This window comes from [Bacillus] enclensis, assembly GCF_001456935.1.
Lineage (GTDB): Bacteria > Bacillota > Bacilli > Bacillales > Bacillaceae_B > Rossellomorea > Rossellomorea enclensis.
The window spans coordinates 1,042,589-1,065,448 of the sequence record NZ_KQ758482.1 but is presented as its reverse complement, the minus strand read 5'-3'; the positions used below and the strand labels follow the sequence as shown (position 1 = coordinate 1,065,448).

Sequence of the window (22,860 nt, the reverse complement as noted above, 5' to 3'; positions counted from 1 at the left end):
TAACTTGCTTATTTATACAATTAAAGGAGGAATTCAAATGGAAAACTTAACGTTTTTTACTTATCCAAGCTGCACCTCTTGTAGAAAAGCAAAAAAATGGCTCAATGCAAATTCAATTGCCTTTGATGAACGCCATCTTTTCCGGGATACACCGACCCATGATGAGCTCGTCCAATTACTCTCATTAACTACTGAAGGGCTCGATGAAATCCTGGCCACCCGAAGCCAGACATTCAAACAGCTTGGGACGGATGTAAATGACCTGCCTTTATCCAAAGTGATCGACCTGATCGTCCAGGAACCGAAACTCCTTCGCCGCCCGTTATTGACCGACGGAAAAAAGCTCGTCGTCGGATACAATCCTGACGGCCTTAAGAGCTTTTCCGGTAAAAAGAGCAGTTTGAAGAAGAGCAGTTAGAGAGAAATAGAAGAGGCAGCCATCTTTTTTTGGATGGCTGCCTCTTCTGTTTTTGAGGGAGGCTGTGTTTATAATGTTGATCGTGATTGGGCCGCCTCCGTTTTTCGGTTTTCCAGCTCCGGCGGCTAGAGACTCGAGGTCATAAGATGAACTTACCAAAAAGGCAAAGAACGCCTTTCCGGTAAGTTCATCTTATGCTTGTCGCTCCTAAACGAGCCGCCTCCGCTTTTCTAACTGGGCTAGCTGGATTCGAACCAACGCATGTCGCAGTCAAAGTGCGATGCCTTACCGCTTGGCTATAGCCCAATGGGATGTTACAAGAGATAGTATGAGAAGGTTGGGTGGAAAATATACAGTGTGTTTAAAGTTTTTTTAGATAGATTATTTAATAAGAGGCAAAGGTTGATACAGAAGCTTAGAAAAGGAGTCTAGATTAGAATTATTCTTGTAAGATCATAAAATTCAAATTAGGATCATATTTTTCAGTTTAGGATCATAAATTCTTAATTTGGCGCGTATTTTTTGTCGAATGGATCATAAAACCTGAAAATGGATCATAAATCATGATCGCTCCGGAATTTCAGCGATGCATTCCGGTCATTATTCATCAAAAACTTAAAAAATTTATAAAAAAGGTAAAAAAATCCTTTGAAAATGGATATATTTTTATCCTATTGTCCGCATCTTCAACAAAAACCAAGCTGGAACCACTGCAAAGACAAAAGCAAAGCTATAGTTAACGCCCCTTTGAAAAACTTTCCATCTCAACTCAGAAAAATAAAGGATTTTGTAAACTTTTGTCGTATATAGTAGTTATGGAAAAAGAAAGGTGGTGCCACAACGATATATCAATCAGTAGAAGCTCTTTCAGAGATCATGCTCAAGGATGCCATTACCAATGATGCATCCGATATTCACTTTATCCCCAGACTCAATGATTACCACATCCAGTTCCGCAAGACGGGGGTGCTGTCCCCATTTCAATCGATCCCCCACGAACAAGGTGAAAGACTCATCGCCCATCTGAAATTCATGGCGCAGATGGATATCGGGGAAAAACGGAAACCTCAAAGCGGATCCTTCAACACGATGATCAAAGACTCCCCGGTTTCCCTCAGGATCTCCACACTGCCTACCAATCATCTCAAAGAAAGCCTGGTCATCCGGATCCTTCCGCAGGAGTTTCAGGTCCCGCTCGAAAAAATGTCCCTTTACCCTTCTTCAGCAAAAAAACTTCTAGCCCTTCTCATGTATTCCCATGGACTCATCATTTTCACAGGCCCTACTGGCAGCGGGAAAACCACGACCTTATATTCGCTCGTCCATCATTGCTCGTCCGCTCTCAACCGAAATGTCATCACGTTGGAAGATCCCATTGAGAAAGATCATGAAGATATGGTGCAGATTCAAGTGAATGAAAAAGCTGGAATCACTTATTCTGCGGGATTAAAAGCCATATTGAGGCATGATCCCGACATTATCATGGTCGGCGAGATCAGGGACAGGGAAACTGCTGAGACTGCAATAAGGGCAGCGCTTACCGGCCACCCAGTAAATATAATAGGACTCAATAAAATAAAGACAACCAAAAATTAAACTTGATCGTCTTGTATAAATCAATAAAATTCAACATCGAGAATACTAATTGAATTTGGATCTCCTGAAGATTTTTTATCTCTGTTAACGACTATCTTTTTCATGAACATTTGAAGCAGCGTTTTCTTCTCCAGTGCCTCAAGCTGGTTCCAGTTAGATTTTATATCAAGAAGGATTCCATACAAATCTTCTGTATTCATTTTTTCACCTCGAGGCTCCAATGATGTTAGTTGATTTTTGATATCATTCTCTTTGCTATTTTCCTCTTCAATCCTATTAGAGAAATCTTCATCGCTAATCATTTCATTTACCCAAGCATACTGCCATTTCTTCCGACGGTTATCAATTTCTTTTAATTCTTTTTGAAGAGCCTTCTTTTGTTGTTCATTTGCATTATCTTCTTTTTCATGGCTAACATCTTCAATGATGTCTGGATCTATTTTGAAGGTGTTCAAGTAGTTCAGAAATTGCACTTCTAAATGATTTTCCCCAATGTTAGGCAGATCGCATTTCCCTAACCGTCTTTTTGTACAGTAATAACTTCTGGGCCGAGAAATATGATCCTTTTTAGTTTTACTCTTATAATAACCATACTTTCCAGCCAGGGGAGATCCGCAGCGGGCACATTTTGCAATACCAGAGAAAATAAATTTGCTGGTCGCTGAACGGGGATGAACGATTCTGCGACTTTCTTTGATTTTTTGTACATTCTCAAATGTCTCTTTTGAAATGATTGCTGGATGTGCATCTTCAACCTCAAAATAATTTTCTTTATTTGTTCGATAGTTATATCGCATTGTACCGATATAAAGAGGGTTTGAAAGTATGTACTTAATCTTAAAGTCATTCCATATAGCACCGGATTTAGTGGTTATGTTAGATTTGTTGAAATCGATAGCAATATTCCTCATGGTCTTCCCACTGAGATAATCATCATAAATTCTTTTTACCAACATTGCTTCTCGGTCATTAATGATAAGTGTTTTATTCTCCTTATCAATCTCATATCCGTAAGGAGCTTGGTTAATAACCCAATTTCCTTCCCGGGCTTTTTGTTCCATCCCCATGCGAATACGCTCACCGGTGTTCTCACGTTCCCACTGAGCAAGTGCAGCCACAATGGTTATGAACATTCTTCCCATTGCAGTGGTCGTATCATAAACTTCCGTGGCGGACTTGAACTTGCAATCATACTTATCAAAGGTTTCTAAGATCGTATAAAGGTCTCTGACAGAGCGTGTTAGTCGATCTAAACGATATACCAACACACAATCAATCAAACCTTCCTCTATATGCTTCATCATTCGCTTCAGATTCGGCCTGTTCGTGTCTTTAGCACTGTAGCCATCATCTACATAGAATTCTAATATCTCCCATCCCTGGGACACACAGTAGGCTTTTAATCGGTCAGTTTGAGCCCGAATGGAATAACCTTCAGCTGCTTGTTCAGCTGTACTTACTCGTACGTATATTGCTGCCTTCATATGATCACTTCCTTTTGTTTAACGATATACACTCACTCAGAACAAAAAAATAGCTTAATAGGTAATATTACTAGATATTTGCAATCTTCTTTTAACCTGTTCCAATCTCATTTCACAGAGCTCGGGTGAGACTTGAAACATGATGGACATTTGATTAACTACGTCATGTTCATGAAAGGGAATATACTTAAGCATGTGATGGGGGATAGCTGCATATTGAGTAAAATGCTGGGCATCCCATTCTTGGAGTTCTCTAAATGCAGTGGGCATCATACTTTGAATTCCAGAGTGCCTTAGGATATGACATAGTTCATGAAAGAATATTTCTCTGTGCTTCTCTTTAGGCTCACGATCGTCAATAACGATATCCCTATATCTGCCCAAAATATGAAAGCTGCTGTGCATGGGTTTCTTTTTTAGGTAAATACCAAAGTAACGTGAAATTTTTTGTTCGTTAATGAGGGAGGGGGTGGAGATCCCAATTTTTCTATACATGTTAGAGACCCAGTCTTCAAGTTCAGTGGTTTGATAATATTCTTGGTACAATTTGCTCACCTCGGAAACATTATACAAACATATGTTCGTATTTTCAAGATTCTATAGTTAGTTACAAATTTTGGTTTCTAAATGGAATTTGAAAATGTACAAACAAATATAAAATAGAATCACACTCAACTTTCATATATTCCCAGTGATTTATTAGGTATAAAGTAATATTATGGTATATTAAGAATTGATTTTTAAAATTTTCATTATCTAAAGAGAAAGGTGAAACACTTGAACACATTTAAATCATTATGGAAAAAAGGTAAAGATTCAAACATAAACATAGATATTAACGACTATCTTATAGAAGCATTTAAAGTCAATATAGATGCAACATTTTTACTCGATGTAGAAGGAAACTTTCTAGCAATCAATAAGTCTGGAGAAAAGTTATTATGTGTAAGTGAAAAAGAAGTATTGGGTAAATCGTTCATCCCATATATTGATAAGATTTTTTTAGAAGAAATGATGAAAAGATTTAATAAAACCATAAAAGGTAAGCCTCAAGTAACTACAATTGATTTGAAAAACAAAAAATCACAAAACTTTAAACTACATGTGGCTGCATCACCTTGTTATAAAGACAAAAAAGTCTGTGGCATATTGGTGATTGCCAAAGACGTTACAAATGAAAGAAAACTTAAACAATCAATTGAATTAAGTAAGGAATTATTCAATCAGTATCCGGAAGGAGTATTTAGCCTAACTCCTGATCGAGAGATAAAAGCAATTAATGAATCACTGTATAAATTAACAGGATTTAATAAAAATGATATCGATTCGTACCTCGATTTTTTTCCAGAAGAACATGTAAGAGAGTTTGACTTAAACCTCAAAGCTGCTTTCTCAGGAGATTTGGTGCAATACCAAGCATTCATCTCCACTAAGCAAAACGAAGTACTTAAAACTTGCATCACCCTAATCCCCAACCTTCATGAAGATAAAGTTGAAAGCTTAACCGTTATAGTTAAGGATATTTCACTGTTAAAAGAATACGAGGCAAATATTCATAATGTACAGAGAAATCTTAATGATGCCCAGGAAATAGCCAATATTGGAAGCTGGGAATACGATTTCACTAGAGATGAAGGATATTGGTCCAAACAGTTATTTCGTATTTTCGGTATGGATCCGGAGACTGATACTCCGCCCACTTTTCAAGGATATCTAAACATGTTGCATCCAGAAGATGTAGAAGAATGTGTGAATGTAATGTCAGAAACTATACAGAAAGGAAAAAGGTTTTCACATTATTCAAGGATTATTCGGAAGGATGGGACTCAACGGATAGTTCAGGTAACAGGAAGACCTGTTTATGGAGTGGAAGATAGCGTCGAGAAAATTATTGGTACATTCTATGACATGACCGATTTCTTGGAAGTGAAAGAAAAACTTGAAGAAAAAGAAAAGCAAATAGAAACTATATATAACAATCTTGAAGAGGTTATATGGTCAATAGATGTAAAATCAAAAAAAGTACTGTTTTGCTCAAATGGATTTGAGGAGATTTACGGATATTCTTTAGAGAGTGTGATTAGTTCTCCTAGCTTTTGGGAAAATGTGCTTCATCCAAAAGATAAAGAAAAAATAATGAAATCTATAAAAGGTTTATTTGTGGGTGAAAAAGTACTTATTAAACATAGGTTTATTCATAGCTCAGGCGATACAAGATGGGCGGACACAAAGTGCTTCCCAGTATTAAATGAAAATGGTGAACTGATAAGAATTGATGGAATAATGTGGGATATAACCGAAGAAAAGGTTGCTGAAGAAAAAATTCAGCATTCTGCTTACCATGATTATTTGACGGACTTACCAAATAGAAGGATGTTTGATGAATCAGTTCAAGAATTACTAAACGATAATATGGCGAATAATTTTTCTGTTTTACTGTTGGACCTTGATAGGTTTAAACATGTTAATGATATGTTGGGTCATGAAATAGGCGACGAGTTATTAATTGCTGTTTCTAAAAGATTAAAGGAATGTGTGGCTGACAAGCACCTAGTTGCTCGAATGGGCGGAGACGAGTTTGCGGTTATTCTTTATGATGTACAAGTAGAAGAGGCAATTAGAATATCAAATCTTATCACTTCTGAAGTGAGAAAAGTATATACCATAGGAGAATTTGACCTTCATATTACTACTAGCATTGGTATTAGTGTTTACCCTTTCGAAGATGGGGAAGATGTGACCGCTAAATCTATATTAAAAACCGCAGATACTGCATTGTATAATGCAAAACACTTGGGTAGGGACACATATAAAATCTACACTCCATCAATGGATATTGAGTCCTATAAAATTTACCATCTAGAGAGAGATATGAGACAAGCTCTTCTAAATAATGATTTTTTCATTGAGTACCAAACAAAAGTTAAGACTGAAACCGGGGAGATTATTGGTGCAGAAGCATTAATTAGATGGCAGCATCCTGAATGGGGCAAAGTGTCACCAAGTGAGTTCATCCCAATTGCTGAGGAAAGTGATTTAATTTGTGAGATAGGTGAATGGGTAATTAAGAAAGTATTTGAGCAGATCAAAGAATGGAACTCTAAGAATCTCACCCCAGTACCAATTTCTGTCAATCTGTCACCGAAGCAATTACTAAAAAAGAATTTAACTGGTCTAGTTAGAGGGTTATTACACACATATCAAGTCGATCCAGGGTTAATTGAATTCGAATTAACCGAATCAACTCTCATTGAACCATCTGAGATAGTATTATCTACCATAGAACAAATTAGGGGAATGGGGATAAAAATTGCACTGGATGACTTCGGTGTAGGTTATTCGTCCATTACACATTTGAAAAACTTTAAATTAAATACTTTGAAAATTGATAAGTCATTTATTGATAACATTATGGATAAAGAAGAGGATCAGATTATAATTACAAGCTTAATTCAAATGGCTCATGGGTTAGGATTAACAATTGTAGCTGAGGGAGTAGAGGATCAAGACCAATTAAACTTTTTAAGACAAAAAGGATGCGACTATATTCAAGGGTATTTATTCAGTAAGCCTGTACTACCAAATGAATTGGAAAGGCTCCTGAAAAAGCAATTCATAAAACCAATACAAATGTCAAAAAGAAGTAACTTTGAGAATAGAAGAAAATACTTTAGAATCAATTTTACTTTTCCACTCTTAGCGGATTTGACTATCTCTGAAATAAAGGGAAAAAAAGTGAAACTTGGTACAACAGAAGTATTAATAGAGGATATTGGGCTAGGAGGAGTGAGATTCTTATCTCAAATTAACTTGCCAGTAAGAGACGATATCATTCTTATTATTGAAGCGGAGTTATTGAACCAACCAGTAATCTTACATGGGAATGTGGTATGGAAAAATGACTATATTGAAAATGTTAATCAATATGGAATGCAATTTATCTTATCAGAGCAAGAAACGAGTTCTCTTTCTAAGTTGATTAATCAGCTGCAGCTAGATTTAAAGACTAAGAAAGTAATCACTGATAGAAAGTTTCTTAAGGTTGGTCCCAAAGAATACTTTTCCAAAAGGTGATTAAAAAATACGAAAATTTGAATTTAATTAACAACCTTTAATGCCTCCCTTATTGGGAGGTTTTTTATTGAGTCTTAATAAATATCCTATATTTTAACAGGGTAATATTAGATTAATAGTAATTTTATGCTATATTAATTATGTGGTTAGTTTAATAAAAAAGTTTATGAATAGTATGCAATTTTTAGTTTTACTGGAGGTTAATACATGATATTAAAATTAGAGGGATATGATAATCCATTCAGGGTGGAAGTTGAAATAGACTATATAAATAGAATAATTCATGTTTTAGATTTATGGGATCCCAATACGACTTCCTTAATTAATGGCATTGACTTAAATGAAAATCAACAAAGAATTTTGAACTATATGAATATTGATAAAATAGGTCCTCCTGATTATTGGAAATGGTATATATATTCACCCGGGAAAATAAATAGTGTTTATAAATTTAATGACGGTGTGTTTCTAGAAGTACATAATCACCTATTTAAAGATTTTTTGGAAAGAATAAAAAATGATCTTTCTTCCTCAAAATATTTCATCCAGAAGTTAGAAATAAATAACTTCCGAAATTTCAAAAATTTACAAATAGATTTAGGTAGTAAAAAGAAAAAGCATTTAATATTAACTGGGAAAAATGGAAGTGGGAAAACATCTTTTCTATTAGAGTTGAAGAATTATTTATTGTCTTTTGAGGATGGCAACTTCCGTCATCTTAAAGAATGGAAGGAAACCATAGTAAATTTAAAAGAAAGGATAAATAACTCTAATGTAGAGAATTCAGAACGAGAGAGAATTACAAGTAATATTAAAAGCATTAAAGAATCCATGAGAAGATATGGAGAAATAAATCCAACGTTTTCAGAAGTGTACGAATTACAGTCTTCTTATGATAATGGAAACTTCATCATTGCATACTTTGATTCTAAAAGAACAACAAATATGATAGTGCCTGATTCTATAAGCAAAATTAAATTACACTTAAAATATCGTGCAGATGATCGTCCAAGTAATATTTTCATACAATATTTAGTTAATATGAAAGCGGAACAAGCTTTTGCAAATCAATCTAATGATAAGGCTTTAGTGAAAAAAATTGATAAATGGTTTAATAATTTAGAAATAGCATTTAGAGAGTTATTCGAGAGTGAAGATTTTAAACTTGAGTTTGATTTCAAAGAATTAAATTTTTTTATTAAAGAAAAAAACAAAACAAAGTATTCTTTTCAGCACCTCTCTGATGGTTACGCATCTGTAATTAATATTGTATCTGATATCTTAATGAGAATGGAAAATAAGAATAATGAAAGTGGTATTTATAATCTTGAAGGAATTGTATTAATAGATGAAATAGAAACTCATTTACATGTAAGTCTACAAAAGAAAATTTTTCCTTTTTTGTGTGCCCTTTTTCCGAGAATACAGTTTATAGTGACGACTCATTCTCCTTTTGTACTTAGCTCTGCTGAGAATTCCGTTGTTTATGACTTGGAACACAAATTACGTATCGAAGACTTATCTCCCTATTCTTATGAAGGCATTGTTGAAGCGTACTTTGGCATTGATAAGTATTCAGTAGCAGTAAAGAAAAAGTTAGAAAGATATAGAGAATTAATAGTAGGTATCGAAAACATTACTGAAGAAGATATTGATGAACTTTTTCAACTAAAACAATATTTAAAGAGTGTCCCGGATAAGTTCGCTCAAGAAGTGAAATTAGAGTTTTATAGGCTTGAACAACTAAGAAAGGAGAAGATGAGATCTTGATCTATTTTGAAAAATCTTTGCCGGCTCCTCCAAGTTTGGAAATTGAAAAACACAAAAATAATGGTACTTACCTAAAAGCAGATGTAATTAGCCAGTTAAAACAAGATTTTAAGAATAAATGCTATATTTGTGAAAATAAAGCTTTAATCTCTATTAATGTTGAACATCTAGTTTCTCATAGAGAAGATATAGATAAAAAGTTCAGTTGGGAGAACTTGTTTTTGTCTTGTTCCCACTGCAATAATATTAAATTACATCATTATGATAATATTTTAAATTGTACTATGGTAGAGGATGATATAGAAAATAGTATCAAATTAAAAGTAGATCCTTATCCAAAATCTAGTGTAGAAGTGACTGCATTAAAGAATGATGAAAGAGTTGAAAAAACTGTCGAGTTATTAAATAAAGTTTATAACGGTACTACTATATTAAAAACTGAAGAAGCAGAAACTATCAAAAAAAATTTATTAAAAGAAATTTTGGCTTTCCAGTCTCTCCTGTTTGAGTATGATGAGCTAGAACATGACCATGAAGATGACTTAGAAGAAATTAATAATATAAAGAAGCAAATTTCCAGACATTTAAGAAATAGTTCTGCATATACAGGTTTTAAGAGATGGATAATAAAAGCAAACGAATCTTTAACCATAGAATTTGGCTCCTTGTTCCTAGAACAAGAAAGTGATACGAAAACAATATGAAAATTAAGGACCCTATCATAGATAAGGGTCCTGATTCTTTGAAAAAAGTGAAAAAAGTTTCCGTTTTTGAATATTCTATCTAAGAAAGGTTGTTAGTTGACTGATATGAATGGTAGAAATTTTTACTACAATAAAGAAAATTACATACTGAAGTTAAAACCAGAAATCGAAAAATATTTTAAGGCTAAACAGTTGTTGATATTTGGTATTATTGTCCCGTTTTTTATCCCATTAAAGAATCAAAATCATTTAACATACCATGTTAACAAAAATGAGTTATGCCATTATCGTTTTCATACTATAGAAAACAAAGTAAATGTTTATACTGGTGCCTATAATGAAGAACCTCTTAATCTTCCTAAAAAGTGCACAAGAGTTGAAATGGTCTATATTTCTAAGGATAAGCCTTCATTAGATAAGTTAGAAGAATTTCTATCAGAAAAATTTGATTTGTTGGTGGGTGGGTTAAATCAATTGGTTTCTTCCATTATCGTACTGACTAAAGACCCTTATGTTTCTAAAATTACTAGAGAAGTATTAGATCCTACAATTTTATATTCAATAATAGACCCTAAGAATTATACTTTAAAATCAGAAGGTTTATTCCAATTAAACTTCAATAAGCTTGAGCAGGGCGGAGGATATCTCACTGATATAAATACTAAAAGAGTGATGGAAGGTATTGATTTATTGCCTAATAATCCATTTTTTCGTGCAGCTGAATTATTCTATGGATCAAAAAGAAGCCTTAGCAATGGTGATTACACTAGAGCTGTAATTGATTCTCAAACTTCTGTGGAAATTTTCTTAACTGCCTTGTATAAATATTTACTAAAAAAAGAAGGGTTCTCAAAAAGCGAAATTGATAAGAAAAGTAATGAGATGAGATTCAAAAGCATGGTTATAGATCATTTTCACAAAAGGCTTGGTGGGGACTTCAATGTAGATGATATTGATTCACCAGTAGGAAATTGGTGGGAAAATACATATTTATTAAGAAATAATGTTGTACACGAGGGGTATTTACCTGACTTCGAAAAAACTGAAAAATGTCTTGATGCTGTGAATACTTTAAACAATTACCTTACTGATTTATTTCATTCTGAAAAAATAAAGAAAAAGTATCCTGAACTTTCCCAATTAGTATTAAAACCAACAAATTAAATGAAATATATAAAGAGGTAAGTGGAAGAAATACTTGTTAATATAAAACTAAGATTTATTAGTTCTGGTTGATGAAATAGAAATTTACTTAGTGAAAGATAAGATTGATAGTAAAATACTTCTGGCCATATACCGATATTATCCTAGGTAACAGTAAAAATTTGGAGACGGAATGGTAGGGGAGTAAGCCTCTAGAACATAATAAAATATTAAATTAGAATAGTAAAATCCTTGGACAAGCCAACCGATATAAAAGTGAGTAAAACTAAGGAGTGTTGGTATGTCCAGTCAACTAGTAACGCATCTACTAAATTCAACAACAACAGCAATTAAGTCAGTAGTTCCATTTGAGGTACAAATGGAAAAACCAACTCTCTTCAGAGATAAGGATATCAAGACCGAATTAGGTGTTGTAATTGGAATTACAGGAGATATAAAGGGAACCATGTACCTGATGACGAAGAAGCATACAAGCAGCAGCATAGCTGAAAAAATGTATGGAGTCAGTGTGGAAGGGGATATGCTCACGTCCTTCCAAGGAGAATTTGGAAACATGATCTCAGGGAACATCAGTAGAATTATTTATAGTGAAGACGTTGAAATTGATATTACCCCGCCTACTGTAGTGGAGGGGAAAGTCACAACCAACGGTCATAAGGTTGCTCTTAAATTATCTGCGAGTATTTTGGATATTGGAGAGATGGATGTCATTTTAACTATCCACTAATTAGAAAACCCCCCTTGATTTGGGGGTTTTTGTTTACATTAAGTATCTCATAATAGTGAATTTACCCTTGAGTAATTAAGAATTTATTGAAATAATTGGTATTAGATTAGGGAAGACATATTAAATTTGAATAAAAGGGGGAGTGTCAATGAGCAACAAAGATATAGATACCAGCAGAGAACTGTCTGTTCGCGGTACTTTAACAGCAAAAGAATATAAAAAGTTTTCATCCTTTCATACTAGTAGATGGATACTGTGGATAACGATATCTACTTATATAGTACTCTTTCTAGGGTTAATATACATTCAATATAATCCAGGGGATATCTTTAATTTTGGAGACATGGCAGCAATTCTTTTGATTAGTTCAACAGTTTCAGTTTGTATAACAGCTTTAATTTTTCTTTATGCAAAAGTAATTATTCGAGTGAAAGCAACTCGAGAATATAAGAGTGACCAATTGATAAAGAATGAACTAATCTATACATTTAGTGATACTGGAATAATTCAAAAAAGAGGGAGATCGATAAGCGCAATTGATTGGAATGAAATTGTTTCTATTAAAGAATTCGCTCCGATGTTTCTTATATATGTATCAAGAAATAAAGCCATGGTAATCCCCAAAAGATTTTTCGAATCCGATGAAAAGATAAAGCTATTTAAAAAAATGATAAACGAGAATGTTACTGCTGAAAAGAATAAAATAACGGGGAATAGCTGAAGTAAATTAATTATAGGACTTATACGAACGGGCAGGTTAACGGAGTAGATGGAGGATGAGGTATATGAGTTTAGGCGGGTTAAGTTTTATTTCAATTTCGCTATTCATTTTATGTTTTTCCTTTACTCTTAATTTTATTGAAAGCTTACATGAAGGTGATAAGCGTGTTGCTGTACAGTCAAAAATAGTAGCTATTGTTTGTTTGGGACTATCCCTTTTTATTCTTTTGTTTATTCTAGTTAACTTCTAGTACCATCTCCTGCTAAGGTGGTTTTAATGGAATTCAAAAAGCTCCGAGAAATCATCTCTGAGCTTTTTGTCAATTTCGTTAGAAGTTACAAATTAATCTTCGTGAGGAGAACCCGTCAACCATTTACTTTTTCATTTTGGTGCGTTGTGTTTAAAATCAATCACCTTAGTCGTAATAGCTGCTACATTTACATCCTTATTCTCAAGTGGTGTAGATGTACCGAATGTGATTGTATCCGTCCCCAGCCTCTTGGTTCCATCAGATGAATTAACAGTGACTTTTACAACATAGGGGTATCCTAAGTCGGTTCCTTTTTCGCTTTGGAACACTTGAACGAGATCTTTCTGAGAAGGATGCAAATAAGTCACTGTAACTGAATCATTTTTATAATAGTCGCTCACTGCTTTGCCAATCTGGTTTTGAAACGCTGAAAGTATAAAATAGTCAGTAACCTGCTCCGAATCGTGTTGGCTAAGTTTTTCAGCACTAACGGATGTGTAAACTAAACTGGTTAATAGTACGGTGATTGTAACTAAAGCCAATATTCTTTTCAATTATGTTCACTCCTTTTGGTTAGATTGTGTAGAATATCCTACTTTATGCATTATTCATTCTTCTTACAAGGCAATAATGGAATCAAAAAAGCTCGGAGAATCTTCTCTGAGCTTTTTTGGTGTTTAATTATCTTTATTCCTCTGTTTCGCCTGGAACACCACATATTCAAAATGCTTCTTAATTTCTTCAATATCCTCCTGGGAAAGATCTTTCCACTTCTCAATATCAAAGAAACCAAATTGTTCTATGCCGTATTCTTTAACGAGGTTGTTTATTTCATCGAGAGAACTGGAGTTACTACCTTTATTATTAAGGGTTTCATTTGGATCATCAGTTCTTCCAAGTAAGTAGTCAACACTCACATCGTAATAATCAGCTAATTTATTTAGGGTTTCAGTATCAGGTTCACTTCGTCCATTTTCGTAATGGGAGTAGCGCGCTCTCGAGATACCAATTCGTCCTGCGACTTCTTCCTGGGTTGTTTTACCTCTTAAATTTTTCAGCCTTTTTGTTAGCATAAGCAACCCTTCCTTAGTACGGATCTATGTACGTGAATTCACGTATTAACTTTATTATAGATACAAATTTTATCGGAATAAATAAATGATAAAAAATGTATCAAAAATAGTTGACGATACAAAAAATATCGATTAATATATAGTTATTGATACAAAACGTATCAATATAGGAGGTGAAGAGATGAAAAGAAGAAAACTAATTGAGTTACGAAAACAAAGGAATCTAACTCAAAGACAAGTGGCTGAGTCATTAGGGATTTCTGAAGTATACGTAAGAAAAATTGAAAAAGGAGATTCCAATCCTGGTAGAGAAACAATGGTGAAATTTCAGCAGTTTTATCAATATGAGTTAACCGAATTGTTTCCAGATATTTTTTTGATTAATTTTGATACGGAATGTATCAACCAATAAGGAGGTGATCTGAATGAACCAACCATCAGACGAAACAATTAAAAAAATCCTACGCTACTTCTTAAAAACTTCTGTCCCAAGAATCCTCGAAGAGCGTAAAAAGAAATCTGAAAAAGCAAGTTAACTTCATTTTATGAAATAAGCCTGAACATTGAAATCCATATATAGGTAAAGAGAGGAGCAACCCTTATGAAAGTCAAGGAAGGGGAGGAGCTTGCTAGTGCGAGAAAGCGCCAAGGATTAACGCAGCAACAACTATCGTTTAAGCTTCCAATTTCAAGAGAAAGCATAGCCAAGTATGAAACAGGCAGGCAAGGGTTTCCGAAAGATCTGCGATCGATTACAGCTGAGGCCATTGATGATGAAGAGTATTACTTCGTTAGATGGAACGAATCAGCCGGCGATGTATCAATTCCGTATTTGAACGGAGAATTTATTGAACATCATCCAACATCCATGATGCTCCTGGTCAAACGAGAATCAACTGAGGCATTAGATCACTTGGAAAGAGCATGTTGGTTCAAACCAGTACAAGCTCAAACAGAATCAGAGCGAGAGGAAATGAAACGAGTGGTATTCGAAGTATTGGATGCTGCAGCAAGCATGATCAACCTTGTCGCTCTGATTACGAAAGAATATCGGTTCTCCATGGTCCAGATATTCAAGCAATGGAGACTGACCTTAAAAGCAAGGAGGCTACAGAAGTGAGCAAGCAAACATTTCTAAAGGAAGATCTTAGAAAGGCAGCACAACATCACCGTGGGACCTGGAACGCTCTACAAGCAGTAGAGGAAAACATTCAAGGAGAAAAATATAAAGAAGCCATGCTTTCGACAGTTGATTTGCTCAACTCAATTAGAGAGCTTGATAGATTAGCAGAAAAGAAAGTAAAGCAGGATGAACTCGAGTACATTACTCAAACCTTTGTGAATGTAATGTTGAAACGAAGATAGGAAGGAGTGAGGAAAATGAAGATTAAAGCAGGGGAATGGTTGAGACTTACTTCATTTGAAAAGTCGCTCTTACTTAGAAGCAAAAGTAAAAAAGCAGCAAGCTAAGGCTGTCACCAGAGCTTACTGCATCTCACTATTTTATGCGCAATTAGAATTATATAACTTGCATGATCTAGAATGCAAGTTTCATGCATTAACCATTTTAAGGAGGTGAAACAAATGCTTCAACATCCGGTTATCAGCCAAATCGAAAAACAGGGTTATCCCAATATGGTTTCTCAGCCCGAACATAACGGAATTGATTTCTTTGGAGAAGAGATCCTTACGGGAGATTCAATCGTGATTGATCCAGACAACGGAGAGGTCATTTTAGAAGACAATTTAGAGGATTACTTAATCGAGAAATGCAAGTTTCATTTCACGACGGCAGAATAAAAGACCCATGCTGGCACACGGGTCTTTTAAGAAAGAGGGGTCAACCTCAAAAAGAAAAAGTTGATACCATTCTAAAGCACTTTGAAAATAAAATCAATCGGAGGGGAAATTATGGTTTCTGTATTAGCTACTACAACAGATATGGAACGTAATGAATGGCTGGAAATGAGAAGAAAAGGAATTGGAGGATCAGACGCCTCCATTATCCTTGGACTTAATAAATATAAAACACCTTTTGAATTATGGCTTGAGAAGACCGGCCAGGTCATTGTTGAGGATTCCTCAAGTGAGGCAGCCTATTTTGGGAATCTATTTGAGGATATGGTCGCAAAAGAATTTGAAGTACGGATGGGAAAGAAAGTACGAAAACGAAATGCCATCCTGCAGCACCCTGATCATGAATTTATTATCGCGAACATCGACCGTAAGGTGGTTGGGGAAGATGCTCTCCTGGAATGTAAAACAGCCAACCAGTTTCTATTGAAGGAATGGGAGAGTGAAGAAATACCGGAGTCCTACCTGGTACAGGTGCAGCACTATTTAGGGGTCCTTGGCTACCCGAAAGCATATATTGCGGTACTTATAGGCGGTAACAGATTTATCTGTAAGGAAGTCGAACGAGACGAGGAACTGATCAATATCATCTTTGAAGCAGAAAAACATTTCTGGCAGTACCATGTGATCGAAGGGAACCCGCCGGCATTAGACGGATCCAGTGCAGCTGAAAAGTATCTGAAAGAAAAATACTCAGCTGCAGAAAAAGGTAAGACAGTTGAACTGAAGAGCAATCACAAAGATCGAATCCTTCAATACTTCGATCTAAAGAAAACAATCAGTGAACTGGAAAAGCAAAAGAAACATATTCAACATGACCTGCAGCACGAACTAAAAGAAGCCGAGCTAGGATTCTGCTCCAATTACGAAGTAGCCTGGAAGCCAATTGAATCCAATCGAGTGGATACAAAACTGTTAAAAGAGAAGTTTCCTAATATCTATCAGGAAGTCATCAAAAAGAGCTCCTACAGACGGTTTGATATCAAGGAGGCTAAATAATGGCCACCAATCAATCTCTCAAAAATCATTTAGCAAATAAGAATGGACAGGCCCCTTCAACACAGGGGGCCACCATGAAAGGGCTGCTGGCGAGTCCTTCGGTAATCAAACGATTTGAAGAGGTTTTAGGGAAGCGAGCAACACAATTTACCGCCTCGATCCTTAGCCTTTATAACAGCGAAAAGATGCTGCAGAAATCAGAGCCTATGTCGGTTATCTCTTCAGCGATGATCGCGGCCACTCTGGACCTTCCGGTAGATAAGAACTTAGGATATGCATGGATCGTCCCGTATGGGGGCAAAGCACAGTTCCAGCTCGGATATAAAGGATACATTCAGTTAGCCCTTAGAACCGGCCAGTACCGGTATATAAACGTCACTCCCATCCATGAGGGGGAGCTGATCAAATGGAACCCTCTTACTGAAGACATTGATATCGATTTTGAGCAAAGGAAGTCGGAAGTGGTCATTGGTTACGCTGCCTACTTCGAACTATTGAATGGATTTAGGAAGACGGTGTACTGGACCAAGGAGGCAGTCGAGAAGCACCGGAAGAAATTTAGTAAATCAGATTTCGGATGGAAAAATGATTGGGACGCTATGGCCATGAAGACGGTACTTAAGAATCTATTATCTAAATGGGGCATTCTTTCGGTCGAAATGCAGAAGGCCGTCATCGAAGAGAATGATCCGAGCGATGAGCGTGAAATGAAAGACATTACACCTGAAGATGATGACAACACCATTGACTATGATCTTCCGGAAGAACAGCCGGCTGAGGATAAGAAAGAAAAATCGTCCTCAAAGAAAGGCAAGAAAGATTCAGCTCAAGAAGCAATGGACATGAGTTTTGATTAACCAGGAGGTCCCTTACAAAGTCCTTCTCCCGGCATGGATCTGGGAGAAGGCTCAAAGTAAGGAAGAACTCAAGGCGTTGGTTCTGCAGTATATGAAGAGATATCCGCACTATCATGTGCGAGGAATACAAAACGGAAAAGCAATATGCGATAGAAAGGAAGAGGAAGTATGAAAGCAACTGGAATCGTTAGAAAGATCGATGAATTAGGGAGAGTCGTTATTCCAAAGGAAGTCAGGAGAACCCAAGGGTTACACACCGGGACACCATTAGAAATGTTCATTGGCCACGGAGGGATCATCTTCAGACCGTATCAAACGGATGTGACCAAACAGAATACACTTACCTGGCTCGAGACGGCCTTACAGGATGCCACCAATGTCGAAGACAGGGAATCCATTGAAGCAGCCATTTCATATGTTAAACAAGCTTAAGAGGGTGATAGTTTGAATTACCTAAAGGAACTCAAAGCTTTTAAGGATTGGCTGCTGCTGAACGATCTTAATACCAGCGCAATTGCGTTATGGCACACACTGATGGCTATAAACAATATGGCTGGCTGGAAAGAACGATTCAATGCGCCCAACTCCACAGTAGAGAAATTGACTGGCCTTTCAAAGCAAGGGCTGGTCAATGCTCGAATAAAGCTTATTGAGAACGAACTAATCGAATATGAAAAGGGCAAGAAAGGTAAGGCTCCAATCTATAAGGTAAAATCATTGGTCAACTCAGTTGACCAATCGCTATACCAATCCGATACCCAATCCATATACCAATCTGGATACCAATCCGATGACCAACAGTTGACCATACCTAAACATAAACAAAACAAAACGAAACTAAAAGATGATGTAGGAGATGATGCGCGTGTGTCTCCGAATCCATTTCAGTTTTACGAACAAGAAGGGTTTGGTGTGTTGGGTGGCTATATTCCTCAAAAGATTGTCGGCTGGTGTGATGATCTTTCGGAGGAGATGGTCTTGGAAGCCATGAAAATTGCGGTAGAGCAGGGGACAAAAAAATGGGGGTACGTTGAGGTCATCCTTAGAAACTGGTCCCAGAAAGGGATTAGGACGGTGGAGCAGTGTAAGGCTGAGCAGAAGCAATACAAAGAGCATAAGTCTAAGCGACCGCCTAACACGGCCGGCGGGAAAGTACGGCCGATCCGAAAGGAAATGCTGCCCGATTGGTTTGAGGAGTCGCAATCAAGCCAAGATGCCCCTGCCGGTGGGTCGGATGACTATGACTTCGAGAAAGAAAAAGAAAAGCTACAGGCTGAATTATTGGCCTACAGGAGGGGATGATCGATTGGGTGTTTTGTATAACACGGTTAGGCGTAAACAAGATGCCGAGGCGCAGCTCATGATTAATGATCTGTTAGCCTTGGGTATTACCAGGGCACGAACAGGGGAGAGCATTTACGACTTAAGTTATTATGATTTGAGACACGAGCTTGCCATCGCAGCTGTTACCCAGTCGAATCATTACCGGGAAAGCGAAGGGGGAAATGAATAAGTGGAGATAATCAATTTTACCGTATACGGGACTCCGGTTGCCCAGGGCCGGCCACGGTTCAGCTCTAAGGGCGGAATGGTTAAAGCATACGATCCTAAGAAGTCAAAGGACTTTAAAAAGTACGTGAAGCTTGTTGCGGCAGAACATCGACCTGAGAAGCCCCTGGAAGGACCACTTCAGTTGTTTATCAGGGTGTTCAAGCCATCGCTAAAGAGCTTCAGTAAAAAGAAACATGCAGCTGCAGAGAGTGGAGAATTGAGGCCAACCACAAAGCCGGATGTAGACAATTATGTGAAAGGGATCAAGGACGCTTGTAGTGGGGTTCTCTGGAGGGATGATAGCCAGATTGTAGAATTGTTGGCCAGCAAGTGGTACAGCGAGACACCGCGGATTGAGATTATGGTAGTGCGAATAAAAGAAAAAGGAGAGACGGGGTAAGGATCGTCTCTCTTGCAAGATTAGTTTGGACTTCTAAGATTTCAATTTAGTATTTGGTGCCTTTCTTTTTCCTTAAGTAATTTCTTCTGGTGAATGGCTGCTTCAATCAAACTAATGAAATCTTTCGAGGTCCCAACTCTTTTGGAATCAACTAGCAATTCCTTAAGTCTTTTCTCTGTTAGGTTTGTTAGTCCATTCAAAGGAGTTCACCATCCAAGGAGTTTATATTGGAGAAGTAGATGATTACTTCTTCAATTCAATTTCAGATTTATGAACGAGTATGCAATTGCTCATTTTATTTTTTTCCTTAGATATTTCTAAGTACTCAGAATCATAAATGAAATGCACAAAATACTCTTCATGGTTGTAAATTACGTTATCGCCAATAAAGAACATCATATTAATACCTCTCAAAAAATTATTTATAGGTATATACTACCAAAAATAAGATTAAGAGGGATTTTTATATTTTTTTATTTAAAGAGGTTTTAGGTACGGGTGCTTCATTATTCTTTATAAAGTAAGTAGATTAATTCTTTTAGGCATAAAGTGTGAATAATATGTTGGGTTAGGTTTTAGGTCGGATTGTTTCTGAGGTCTTTTTTATTTCTTCAGCAATTAATTGCTTCTGGTCAGGGCATTTACACCTGTAGAATTCTTTGAGAAGTAATCCTAATTTCCTTATACGATCTAACGTTTCTAGTTCTTTCATTCCATCACCTATTACAACTATAATCATAGTACAGAAAAATGTAAATATCTAGGATGAAATATTCATTTTTCATAAAATAAGAAAAAGCCAGGATCTCTCCCGGCCAGCCAACTTAATTATAACACAGGAGGGGTCTTGGTGAGACTATCAGACTTGGAAATTAACCCTAGTACATTAAAACTAGAAATTGATATAATGGATAAAGAAGGAAGTTTTGCGGTGGTGGTGTGTGATGGGAAGGCTAAAATTTCGGAGCTGCCGGCTTTTGGAGAAACGAATATTGTCACACATCAAGGGAAAGTGAAACGAATCAAATGGAATGAGGGGGAAGAGTTTTGACCTTCAGTATTTTAGCTGATATAGGGAGTGTTATTTCTGGTATCGGAGCTTTGTTTGCTTCTATTGCAGCTCTTGCAACTGTACGTGAAATGAAGAAACAGAGGGAAGATTCTATCAGGCCAGAAATAGTTTTATCTGAAGAAAAATATAGCATTGAGTATTCAGAATCTGATGACTTGCCTATTTTCATTTCGGAAAGAAAGGGGTTGGACATTCCTATATATATTATGATGAAAAATATTGGTGTAGGACCTGCTAAGAAGATAGACATGAAGTGGGATTTTAATTTTCAAAACTGTGTAGAGTTACTTTATTGCAAAGGAGAATATTATAGGTACTTAAAGAACCATAATGAAAAACAATTCGAAACAAAAAAACATGGCTATTTTACTGTTGAGGATCTTGATAGTTATTCTATTTCAATTTTAGGAGAGAAAAAAGAAATAGAAATTAGACTACCTTCTTCATATGTTCAAATATTATCGATTATGATTAATGAATTTTATATGAGCCAGGAAATTAGGAACCTGCCTAACTTAGAGTTAAACCTAAAATACTTTGATTCTCATTGGAATGAATTAGTAGACAAAGTAACCATTATCCCTTTATTAAGAGATATCTATAGAAAAGAAGTAGAGGGTGAGGTTAAATATAAATCTGATTTACAATTTAGAATTAAAGATAAATATAGTCCGACCAGCTAACTGGAGGACACTAATCGCTCACCGAATTACCGGTGTTTTGATTGGTGTCCTTTTTATTTTGTTTAGGGGTGATTATTTGGAAAATCTTCTTTCAAGCTATAAAGACAATTTATCAAAAGCCAAAAGGATGATTAAAGAAGCTTCTAATCGGGATAAATCACTGCTTAATGGAATGATAAGAGACATGCAGTATGCTATTGAATGGATGGAAACAGGAAGGCAGCCAGGAAACAAAAGGGGGGTTGAAAGATTAGCAGCATATCAAAGAGAAAGACCCTTTGATCCGTTATTGATGCAGAGATTTTTTAGGAGTCAAGATGAGACCTATGTATGGGATGAATCAGAAAATGAGAGTGTAATTTCTTCTGCAGAACAAGAAATGATAGATGATGCCTTGTCTGTCCTTACGGCTAAAGAAAAAGAAGTATATCTTATGTCTCGTGGTCACTGCTTATCATACAATAAAATTGCGAATTACTTGTGCATCAGCTCAAGTAGTGTTCAGACGATGATTGAGCGTGCAGAAAAGAAAATTGCCAAAAGAAGATATGATAGTCTCTTCTGCTTAAGCAGTTGAGCCTATTTTTTTACATTGTTAAACGAACATACGTTCTGTTATATTTATTAAAGTGAGAATGGAGTTGAAGTTTATGAGGGCTAAGGACTTACATAACACAATTATCTTAGGGGATTGCTTGGAGCAGATGAATTTAATTGAAGACAAGAGCATCGATATGATTTTATGTGATTTACCGTATGGAACCACCAGGTGCTCATGGGACGAAATTATCCCTTTTGATAAACTTTGGGAGCAATATGAACGAGTGATAAAAGATAACGGAGCGATTGTCTTAACTGCTTCCCAACCATTTACGACTAAACTGATCAGCAGCAACATGAAATTATTTAGATATGAATGGATTTGGAAGAAAGGAAAACATGTTACTGGGTTTCCGAACGCTAAGAGAATGCCCATGAAGAATCATGAAAATATTTGTGTGTTTTATAAAAGGTTACCTACATATAATCCTCAAGGGATAGTTCCCCTGGTACAAACCAAAAGAAAGAAACGACAAAAATTATCAGACATAATGGCAAATACAGATTCATTAAAGAATGAGTATGTTACCACGCATAAGAATTACCCAAGAAGCATTCTTGATTATTCTAGAGATTCAAAAACCAAACATCCGACACAGAAGCCGGTTGCTCTATTTGAATATTTGATAAAGACATATACTCACAAAGGGGAAGTGATTTTGGATAATTGTATGGGCAGTGGGACAACTGCAGTTGCTTGTTTAAATACTGGTAGAAATTTTATTGGGATTGAGAAAGATGAGTTTTGGTATATTGAAGCTCTAAAGAGAATAAAATCGGTGAATTTGTCGTAGGAAAGCCACTATTATTTGAAAAAGTATTTGGAGTTTGCAGGAAAATATCTCCTTTTGTCGAATCTTATT

Annotated in this window: 25 protein-coding genes, 1 tRNA gene and 1 pseudogene; 22 read left to right on the top strand and 5 right to left on the bottom strand. The window is 36.0% G+C overall.

Annotated features, from left to right (window positions below; genetic code table 11):
- Positions 1-37: 37 nt before the first annotated feature.
- Entirely contained in the window at positions 38-418 is a 381-nt protein-coding gene (locus AS034_RS05400; protein ID WP_032087679.1) for a Spx/MgsR family RNA polymerase-binding regulatory protein, read from the top strand.
- Between the two features lie 234 nt (positions 419-652).
- On the opposite strand, the gene AS034_RS05395 is transcribed toward AS034_RS05400, so the two are convergent.
- Positions 653-724 (bottom strand) — tRNA-Gln (locus tag AS034_RS05395).
- A gap of 537 nt (positions 725-1,261) precedes the next feature.
- Between AS034_RS05395 and comGA the strand changes: the two are divergent.
- Positions 1,262-1,972 (top strand): annotated as a pseudogene (gene comGA / locus AS034_RS05390) (competence type IV pilus ATPase ComGA); the annotation flags it as partial.
- 62 nt (positions 1,973-2,034) lie between these two features.
- On the opposite strand, the gene AS034_RS05385 reads toward comGA, so the two are convergent.
- Positions 2,035-3,498: a recombinase family protein gene (locus AS034_RS05385; protein WP_058297782.1), complete on the bottom strand. Its 1,464-nt coding sequence runs from the start codon at positions 3,496-3,498 to the stop codon at positions 2,035-2,037.
- Positions 3,499-3,552: 54 nt separating this feature from the next.
- Complete coding sequence (locus tag AS034_RS05380; protein WP_244888126.1) at positions 3,553-4,044, bottom strand: ImmA/IrrE family metallo-endopeptidase; 492 nt, start codon at positions 4,042-4,044, stop codon at positions 3,553-3,555.
- A 231-nt stretch (positions 4,045-4,275) separates the two neighbouring features.
- Here AS034_RS05380 and AS034_RS05375 point away from each other — a divergent pair, with 231 nt between their 5' ends.
- The 6 genes from AS034_RS05375 to AS034_RS05350 all read left to right on the top strand — a co-directional run bounded on the left by AS034_RS05375 (position 4,276) and on the right by AS034_RS05350 (position 12,658).
- Entirely contained in the window at positions 4,276-7,572 is a 3,297-nt protein-coding gene (locus AS034_RS05375; RefSeq protein ID WP_058297781.1) for an EAL domain-containing protein, read from the top strand.
- 207 nt (positions 7,573-7,779) lie between these two features.
- On the top strand, positions 7,780-9,342 hold the full coding sequence (locus AS034_RS05370) for an AAA family ATPase (protein WP_058297780.1): 1,563 nt from the start codon (positions 7,780-7,782) through the stop codon (positions 9,340-9,342).
- Positions 9,339-10,046 carry an HNH endonuclease gene (locus AS034_RS05365; protein ID WP_058297779.1) on the top strand — a complete coding sequence of 236 codons (708 nt, stop codon included), beginning with the start codon at positions 9,339-9,341 and terminating at the stop codon, positions 10,044-10,046. The genes AS034_RS05370 and AS034_RS05365 overlap by 4 nt, the downstream gene beginning before the upstream one ends.
- 96 nt (positions 10,047-10,142) lie before the next feature.
- Positions 10,143-11,210 (top strand): hypothetical protein, encoded by a 1,068-nt coding sequence (locus tag AS034_RS05360; protein ID WP_058297778.1) that lies wholly within the window; start codon positions 10,143-10,145, stop codon positions 11,208-11,210.
- Positions 11,211-11,490: 280 nt separating this feature from the next.
- Positions 11,491-11,937, top strand: a complete 447-nt coding sequence (locus AS034_RS05355; RefSeq protein ID WP_058297777.1) for a chemotaxis protein CheX — start codon at positions 11,491-11,493, stop codon at positions 11,935-11,937.
- 148 nt (positions 11,938-12,085) lie between these two features.
- Complete coding sequence (locus AS034_RS05350) at positions 12,086-12,658, top strand: YcxB family protein (RefSeq protein WP_058297776.1); 573 nt, start codon at positions 12,086-12,088, stop codon at positions 12,656-12,658.
- Between the two features lie 381 nt (positions 12,659-13,039).
- Here the strand turns inward: AS034_RS05350 and AS034_RS05340 are convergent, their stop codons facing one another.
- Both AS034_RS05340 and AS034_RS05335 read right to left on the bottom strand, forming a co-directional pair.
- Positions 13,040-13,462 carry a DUF3888 domain-containing protein gene (locus tag AS034_RS05340; RefSeq protein ID WP_058297774.1) on the bottom strand — a complete coding sequence of 141 codons (423 nt, stop codon included), beginning with the start codon at positions 13,460-13,462 and terminating at the stop codon, positions 13,040-13,042.
- Positions 13,463-13,585: 123 nt separating this feature from the next.
- A complete protein-coding gene (locus AS034_RS05335; protein ID WP_058297773.1) occupies positions 13,586-13,981 on the bottom strand; it encodes a helix-turn-helix domain-containing protein in 396 nt (131 codons plus the stop codon).
- A gap of 181 nt (positions 13,982-14,162) precedes the next feature.
- On the opposite strand from AS034_RS05335, the gene AS034_RS05330 reads away from it, so the two are divergent.
- The 14 genes from AS034_RS05330 to AS034_RS05260 all read left to right on the top strand — a co-directional run bounded on the left by AS034_RS05330 (position 14,163) and on the right by AS034_RS05260 (position 22,791).
- The gene (locus tag AS034_RS05330; protein WP_058297772.1) at positions 14,163-14,393 is read left to right on the top strand and encodes a helix-turn-helix transcriptional regulator; all 231 of its coding nucleotides are present in this window, start codon (positions 14,163-14,165) and stop codon (positions 14,391-14,393) included.
- A gap of 189 nt (positions 14,394-14,582) precedes the next feature.
- Positions 14,583-15,101: a helix-turn-helix transcriptional regulator gene (locus AS034_RS05325; RefSeq protein ID WP_032087688.1), complete on the top strand. Its 519-nt coding sequence runs from the start codon at positions 14,583-14,585 to the stop codon at positions 15,099-15,101.
- Positions 15,098-15,346, top strand: coding sequence for a hypothetical protein (locus AS034_RS05320; RefSeq protein ID WP_058297771.1), 249 nt, complete (start codon positions 15,098-15,100; stop codon positions 15,344-15,346). Before AS034_RS05325 ends, AS034_RS05320 begins: the two co-directional genes overlap by 4 nt.
- 219 nt (positions 15,347-15,565) lie before the next feature.
- Entirely contained in the window at positions 15,566-15,781 is a 216-nt protein-coding gene (locus AS034_RS05315; RefSeq protein WP_058297770.1) for a YqaI family protein, read from the top strand.
- Positions 15,782-15,892: 111 nt separating this feature from the next.
- Positions 15,893-16,834 (top strand): YqaJ viral recombinase family nuclease, encoded by a 942-nt coding sequence (locus AS034_RS05310; RefSeq protein WP_058297769.1) that lies wholly within the window; start codon positions 15,893-15,895, stop codon positions 16,832-16,834.
- A complete protein-coding gene (locus tag AS034_RS05305; protein ID WP_058297768.1) occupies positions 16,834-17,691 on the top strand; it encodes a recombinase RecT in 858 nt (285 codons plus the stop codon). The genes AS034_RS05310 and AS034_RS05305 overlap by 1 nt, the downstream gene beginning before the upstream one ends.
- A 168-nt stretch (positions 17,692-17,859) precedes the next feature.
- The gene (locus AS034_RS05295; protein ID WP_058297766.1) at positions 17,860-18,123 is read left to right on the top strand and encodes an AbrB/MazE/SpoVT family DNA-binding domain-containing protein; all 264 of its coding nucleotides are present in this window, start codon (positions 17,860-17,862) and stop codon (positions 18,121-18,123) included.
- Between the two features lie 12 nt (positions 18,124-18,135).
- Positions 18,136-18,993 carry a DnaD domain-containing protein gene (locus AS034_RS05290; RefSeq protein WP_058297765.1) on the top strand — a complete coding sequence of 286 codons (858 nt, stop codon included), beginning with the start codon at positions 18,136-18,138 and terminating at the stop codon, positions 18,991-18,993.
- 4 nt (positions 18,994-18,997) lie between these two features.
- Entirely contained in the window at positions 18,998-19,204 is a 207-nt protein-coding gene (locus AS034_RS05285) for a hypothetical protein (RefSeq protein WP_058297764.1), read from the top strand.
- Between the two features lie 6 nt (positions 19,205-19,210).
- On the top strand, positions 19,211-19,642 hold the full coding sequence (locus AS034_RS05280) for a RusA family crossover junction endodeoxyribonuclease (protein ID WP_058298094.1): 432 nt from the start codon (positions 19,211-19,213) through the stop codon (positions 19,640-19,642).
- 850 nt (positions 19,643-20,492) lie between these two features.
- Positions 20,493-20,693: an XtrA/YqaO family protein gene (locus tag AS034_RS05275; protein WP_058297763.1), complete on the top strand. Its 201-nt coding sequence runs from the start codon at positions 20,493-20,495 to the stop codon at positions 20,691-20,693.
- Entirely contained in the window at positions 20,690-21,397 is a 708-nt protein-coding gene (locus tag AS034_RS05270; protein ID WP_058297762.1) for a hypothetical protein, read from the top strand. The genes AS034_RS05275 and AS034_RS05270 overlap by 4 nt, the downstream gene beginning before the upstream one ends.
- Before the next feature lie 76 nt (positions 21,398-21,473).
- Positions 21,474-21,974: a sigma factor-like helix-turn-helix DNA-binding protein gene (locus tag AS034_RS05265; RefSeq protein ID WP_058297761.1), complete on the top strand. Its 501-nt coding sequence runs from the start codon at positions 21,474-21,476 to the stop codon at positions 21,972-21,974.
- 73 nt (positions 21,975-22,047) lie between these two features.
- The gene (locus AS034_RS05260) at positions 22,048-22,791 is read left to right on the top strand and encodes a DNA-methyltransferase (protein WP_058297760.1); all 744 of its coding nucleotides are present in this window, start codon (positions 22,048-22,050) and stop codon (positions 22,789-22,791) included.
- The last annotated feature ends 69 nt before the right edge of the window (positions 22,792-22,860 follow it).

What these genes read in the sequence shown, in the direction of transcription:
- AS034_RS05335 (WP_058297773.1), bottom strand. Translation starts at nt 13,981, where the DNA reads ATGCTAACAAAAAGGCTGAAAAATTTAAGAGGTAAAACAACCCAGGAA.
- AS034_RS05385 (WP_058297782.1), bottom strand. Translation starts at nt 3,498, where the DNA reads ATGAAGGCAGCAATATACGTACGAGTAAGTACAGCTGAACAAGCAGCT.
- AS034_RS05315 (WP_058297770.1), top strand. Translation starts at nt 15,566, where the DNA reads ATGCTTCAACATCCGGTTATCAGCCAAATCGAAAAACAGGGTTATCCC.
- AS034_RS05330 (WP_058297772.1), top strand. Translation starts at nt 14,163, where the DNA reads ATGAAAAGAAGAAAACTAATTGAGTTACGAAAACAAAGGAATCTAACT.
- AS034_RS05325 (WP_032087688.1), top strand. Translation starts at nt 14,583, where the DNA reads ATGAAAGTCAAGGAAGGGGAGGAGCTTGCTAGTGCGAGAAAGCGCCAA.
- AS034_RS05350 (WP_058297776.1), top strand. Translation starts at nt 12,086, where the DNA reads ATGAGCAACAAAGATATAGATACCAGCAGAGAACTGTCTGTTCGCGGT.
- AS034_RS05355 (WP_058297777.1), top strand. Translation starts at nt 11,491, where the DNA reads ATGTCCAGTCAACTAGTAACGCATCTACTAAATTCAACAACAACAGCA.
- AS034_RS05260 (WP_058297760.1), top strand. Translation starts at nt 22,048, where the DNA reads ATGAGGGCTAAGGACTTACATAACACAATTATCTTAGGGGATTGCTTG.
- AS034_RS05305 (WP_058297768.1), top strand. Translation starts at nt 16,834, where the DNA reads ATGGCCACCAATCAATCTCTCAAAAATCATTTAGCAAATAAGAATGGA.
- AS034_RS05295 (WP_058297766.1), top strand. Translation starts at nt 17,860, where the DNA reads ATGAAAGCAACTGGAATCGTTAGAAAGATCGATGAATTAGGGAGAGTC.
- AS034_RS05400 (WP_032087679.1), top strand. Translation starts at nt 38, where the DNA reads ATGGAAAACTTAACGTTTTTTACTTATCCAAGCTGCACCTCTTGTAGA.
- AS034_RS05370 (WP_058297780.1), top strand. Translation starts at nt 7,780, where the DNA reads ATGATATTAAAATTAGAGGGATATGATAATCCATTCAGGGTGGAAGTT.
- AS034_RS05310 (WP_058297769.1), top strand. Translation starts at nt 15,893, where the DNA reads ATGGTTTCTGTATTAGCTACTACAACAGATATGGAACGTAATGAATGG.